Below are 4,106 nucleotides of genomic sequence, written 5' to 3'. Positions count from 1 at the left end.
GCGTCTGCTCCAGCGAGCAACTCCCGTGGTCCTTCCTCACCCACACCGGCCTGATCATTCACCCCTCACCACCACAGAACTAACGAAAAACTCAGTAGCTTGATTTTTTAACCTGTGTGCCGGGGCCGTGTGGTCGTCGACTTCTTCGTCCGTCGTCGCGCCGGCTGTGTTGTGCGGGGTGTCCGCACGTCGTGGCGGGGTGTGGGTTGGGTGTTCTTGCGGCCTGGTGGTCGTCGTCCGGGGCCGAGCCGGGAGGGTTTCGGTGCCTGGGCCGGGCAGGCGGTCGCTGGGCGGATGTGCCGGAAGTCCCGGCGGACGCGGGCGGGGGTGAGCCTGTCCGGCGGGCTGGGTTTCTCCCACGGCCGACGCCGGTCGGCTGCCGGCGGCCGGGCAAGCCGCAACTGGGTGCAGGTGGCGACGATCAACCAGGTCCATCGGCCAGCCGCCTGGGGAGTGCGGATCTTCGGTGCGGTCCAGCCCAGGGTCTGCTTGAACAGGCGGAAGGTGTGCTCGATGTCGAAGCGCCGCAGATAAGCCTGCCAGAGACGGTCGGCTGTGCCTGCAGGGCATCTTGTACGTCCTGTACCAGGACACTGCCCGGCGCCTCCTGCCCCACGGATCATGATCGCGTCACCGGATCCCAGAAGACCGGCGCGCGACCAGCTGCACCTGCCCTCGCACGTGAGCCGTGCATAACGAATGCCGCAATTGCCCCGCACAAGGCCGTGGCACCGAGTAGCTTTCCCTGCCTTGGGGATGCCGGGAGCCTGTCTGCGCCCGGCCGAGCGGGGAGGTGCGGGAGCGGTGGGTAAATCGGCAACTGTGCTCGGCCGGGAGATCGGCAGAACCGGGCGGGAGATGAACGAGCTGCTGCACAGGTATGGCTACCTGACAGGCGAGCCGGGCGCGTACTCCCTGACCGACAAGGGGGAGAAGTACGGCACCCAAGAAGATCATCACAGGGGCAACGTCAGGTCCCTGCACTACTACCGCCAGTGGACCACAACGACGTGGAGCGACGAGACTCTCGCGGCTCTGCTGAACGACATGGCCGATGCGCCAACTCCGCCCGAGCCCGCCGAGTCGTTCCCCGACGACGACGTGACCGTCGCCGAAGCCGAGCCGGCCGATGCCACCGACCGGTGTGCACCCGGTGGCACCGGTACGCCTGTCGATCTGCGCATGGTTGCGATCGCTGCCGCGCTGCTGGTCGGGGCGAAGGCTGCGCAGATCGCGGCTCCACACGCGAAACGCTGGTTGTCTGAGACTGCCGTGCCCGCGACATCGCGCGTGTGGAAGCGACTGAAGCGGCAGGACCCGTCGGACAAGGACGCCGAGACGTAAGCCTGAGTCTGCTGTCGCGGTAGAACGCATCAATGGTCCGTGACGTGTCAGGCGCTGCCACGACCAGGGGAGCTGGGTTCCGACGTCGGTTCCCAAACGGCTCCCGAAATGGGCCCAGGAACCACTCAGGGGCCTGATCCGTCGAGCGGATCAGGCCCCTGACCTGGTACTTCACTGTCGGGGTGGCGGGATTTGAACCCACGACCTCTTCGTCCCGAACGAAGCGCGCTGCCAAGCTGCGCTACACCCCGATTGTCGCTGCTGTCGCGGCGACGACGTTTACTTTAGCCCAATGGGAGCCGGAGACGAAATCCGGTTTTCGAGGGGTGGCGGACCGGGTTGGGGCGGGCGTGGTCCAGGGCCACGAGGAGGACGGCCAGGGCGTAGCAGGCGAGGCCCAGGAGGAGGGCGTGGGCGAGGACGCTCCGGTAGCCGTGCCGGGCGACGTCGAGGAAGGGGTGGAGGTAGCGGGCGGGGGAGCCGGGGAGGAGTGCGCCCCGGGCCAGGGTGAAGGCCAGGTAGGCCAGGGGGTACAGCAGCCAGGCGGCGGCCTGGCGGAGGCGGGTGCGGGCCGACGGGGAGAGGAGGAGCCAGTCCAGTACCGCGGCGATGGGGAGCACCGTGTGCAGGGTGTGGGCGGCGAACGGCTCAAGCCAGCCCATTCCGGCGGTCGTGTTCGTCATCGAGAAGCGCGGGGCCGCGTCCGCCAGGAGGATGTGGTGGGCCAGGGACGCCGTGATCACGTACAGCAGGGCCGCCCCCGTGAGAGCGCCCGGCAGGGGGTAGCGGGCGTTCCGGGCGCGGCGGGCCGAGGCGAACATGACCAGTGCCAGCAGGACCGCGCTCTGGACCGCGAAGTGGCTCAGGACCTGGGCCGGGCTGCCGAGGAGGGCCGCCACCAGCACCGCGCCCGCTGCCAGCAGCGCCACGAGCAGGCGGTACGCCGCCGTCAGCGGGCGGCGTACCAGCGGGACGACGGCTCTGGCGGGGGCGAAGAGGGCGGCCGACGCCGGATGCGTACGCGGCAGGGCGGGGAGGTCAGGGAGGTCCCTGGGTATCGGGGCGGTCATGCACCCCAGCGTGGGCGGATGTCCGGTGCGGGGCGATGCGGGTGGGCCGGACGGGTTACCCGACGGCTCCCTGCTCGCGGCCCACCAGGGTCAGCAGCGTCGCCTCCGGGGGGCAGGCGAAGCGGACCGGGGTGTAGCGGCTGGTGCCGCAGCCCGCGGAGACGTGGAGGTAGGACGTGTGGCCCTCGGACGTGTGCGTGGACAGGCCCTTCACACGGTCCGTGTCCAGGTCGCAGTTGGTGACCAGGGCGCCGTAGAAGGGGATGCAGAGCTGGCCGCCGTGGGTGTGGCCGGCCAGGATCAGCGGGTAGCCGTCGGCCGCGAAGGAGTCCAGGACGCGCAGGTACGGGGCGTGGACGACGCCCATCGAGAAGTCCGCCCCGTCCGACGGGCCGCCCGAGACCTCCGCGTAGCGGTCGCGCTTGATGTGCGGGTCGTCCAGGCCGGTCAGCTCGATCGACGTGCCCTCGATCTTCAGCGTGCCCCTGGTGTTCGTCAGGTTCAGCCAGCCCGCCGCGTCGAAGCCGTCCCGCAGGTCCTCCCAGGGGTTGTGGACCGCGCCGACGACCGGGGGGTTGCCGTTCAGGCCGTGGCGGCCCTGGACCTTCTCGATCAGGTAGCGGCCGGGGTTGCGCAGGGTGGGGCCGTAGTAGTCGTTGGAGCCGAAGACGTACGCGCCCGGCAACTCCATCAGGGGGCCGAGTGCGTCGAGGACCTCCGGCACGCCCTCGGGGTCGGACAGGTTGTCGCCCGTGTTGAGCACGAAGTCGGGGCGCAGGCCCGCCAGGGAGCGCAGCCAGCGCTGCTTCTTGCGCTGGCCGCCGACCATGTGGATGTCGGAGACCTGGAGCACGCGCAGGGGGCGCATCCCGGACGGGAGGACGGGGACGGTCACCCGTCGGAGGCGGAAGGAGCGGGCCTCGAAGCCCGCCGCGTACAGCAGTCCGGCGGCGCCGGCCGCCGTGATTCCCAGGGGGATCTTGTATCGCGCGCGCATGTGTCCATCGTGTCAGACCCGGGCGGGCGCTCCGCACGCCCGTGGATGCGAGGGCCCCTTAAATCAGCAGGCGTCACGCCTCGCACACCTGCGACAATCTAGCCATGACCACGCTCAAGTCGAAGCTGCAGGAAGACCTCAACGCCGCGATCAAGGAGCGCGACGAGCTCCGCTCCTCGACGCTCCGGCTGACGCTCGCCGCGATCACCAAGGAGGAGGTCGCGGGGAAGGAGAAGCGCGAGCTCTCCGACGACGAGGTGCAGAAGGTGATCACCCGCGAGGCGAAGAAGCGCCGCGAGGCGGCGGAGGCCTTCGCGCAGGGCGGCCGCCCCGAGCAGTCCGAGCGGGAGAAGGCGGAGGGCGAGGTGCTGGCGCAGTACCTGCCCCAGCAGCTGTCCGACGAGGAGCTGGACGCGATCGTCGCCCAGGCCGTCGAGGAGGCGAAGGCGGCGGGCGCCGAAGGGCCGCGGGCCATGGGCGCCGTGATGAAGATCGTGAACCCGAAGGTGGCCGGGCAGGCGGAGGGCGGCCGGGTCGCCGCCGCGGTGAAGAAGCTGCTGGCCGGCTGACCGACGGGGCCTGCGCCGGGTGCGACGTGCGGTGCGCGGCCGGTCGCGTCCGCGTCCGCTCCCGTCGCATCGCGGGTACGTCGTACGACGTCGGACGGCCCCTTCCCCCGACAGCGGGGAAGGGGC

The 4,106-nt window shown here is 70.4% G+C and carries 4 protein-coding genes, 1 tRNA gene and 1 pseudogene; 2 read left to right on the top strand and 4 right to left on the bottom strand.

What is annotated here, in order from left to right; translation table 11 throughout:
• Positions 1–107 precede the first annotated feature (107 nt).
• Positions 108–551: pseudogene (locus KUM38_RS41565) on the bottom strand (transposase); the annotation flags it as partial.
• Between the two features lie 307 nt (positions 552–858).
• Here KUM38_RS41565 and KUM38_RS04695 point away from each other — a divergent pair.
• On the top strand, positions 859–1,344 hold the full coding sequence (locus tag KUM38_RS04695) for a hypothetical protein (RefSeq protein ID WP_217127997.1): 486 nt from the start codon (positions 859–861) through the stop codon (positions 1,342–1,344).
• A 177-nt stretch (positions 1,345–1,521) separates the two neighbouring features.
• Here KUM38_RS04695 and KUM38_RS04690 read toward each other — a convergent pair.
• From KUM38_RS04690 to KUM38_RS04680, 3 genes are all read right to left on the bottom strand, one after another.
• A tRNA-Pro gene (locus KUM38_RS04690) sits at positions 1,522–1,595 on the bottom strand.
• A gap of 33 nt (positions 1,596–1,628) precedes the next feature.
• Positions 1,629–2,414: a Pr6Pr family membrane protein gene (locus tag KUM38_RS04685; RefSeq protein ID WP_217127996.1), complete on the bottom strand. Its 786-nt coding sequence runs from the start codon at positions 2,412–2,414 to the stop codon at positions 1,629–1,631.
• A 55-nt stretch (positions 2,415–2,469) separates the two neighbouring features.
• Positions 2,470–3,411 carry a metallophosphoesterase gene (locus KUM38_RS04680; RefSeq protein WP_217127995.1) on the bottom strand — a complete coding sequence of 314 codons (942 nt, stop codon included), beginning with the start codon at positions 3,409–3,411 and terminating at the stop codon, positions 2,470–2,472.
• 104 nt (positions 3,412–3,515) lie between these two features.
• On the opposite strand from KUM38_RS04680, the gene KUM38_RS04675 reads away from it, so the two are divergent.
• Positions 3,516–3,980: a GatB/YqeY domain-containing protein gene (locus KUM38_RS04675; protein WP_217127994.1), complete on the top strand. Its 465-nt coding sequence runs from the start codon at positions 3,516–3,518 to the stop codon at positions 3,978–3,980.
• Positions 3,981–4,106 lie beyond the last annotated feature (126 nt).

This window comes from Streptomyces sp. AC558_RSS880 (assembly GCF_019049255.1).
In the GTDB taxonomy this organism is placed as follows: domain Bacteria; phylum Actinomycetota; class Actinomycetes; order Streptomycetales; family Streptomycetaceae; genus Streptomyces.
This window is presented reverse-complemented; position numbering and strand designations above follow the sequence as displayed.

Bases quoted from the DNA above. Each gene is read 5' to 3' on its own strand.
- KUM38_RS04695 (WP_217127997.1), top strand. From the start codon at position 859: ATGAACGAGCTGCTGCACAGGTATGGCTACCTGACAGGCGAGCCGGGC.
- KUM38_RS04675 (WP_217127994.1), top strand. From the start codon at position 3,516: ATGACCACGCTCAAGTCGAAGCTGCAGGAAGACCTCAACGCCGCGATC.
- KUM38_RS04685 (WP_217127996.1), bottom strand. From the start codon at position 2,414: ATGACCGCCCCGATACCCAGGGACCTCCCTGACCTCCCCGCCCTGCCG.
- KUM38_RS04680 (WP_217127995.1), bottom strand. From the start codon at position 3,411: ATGCGCGCGCGATACAAGATCCCCCTGGGAATCACGGCGGCCGGCGCC.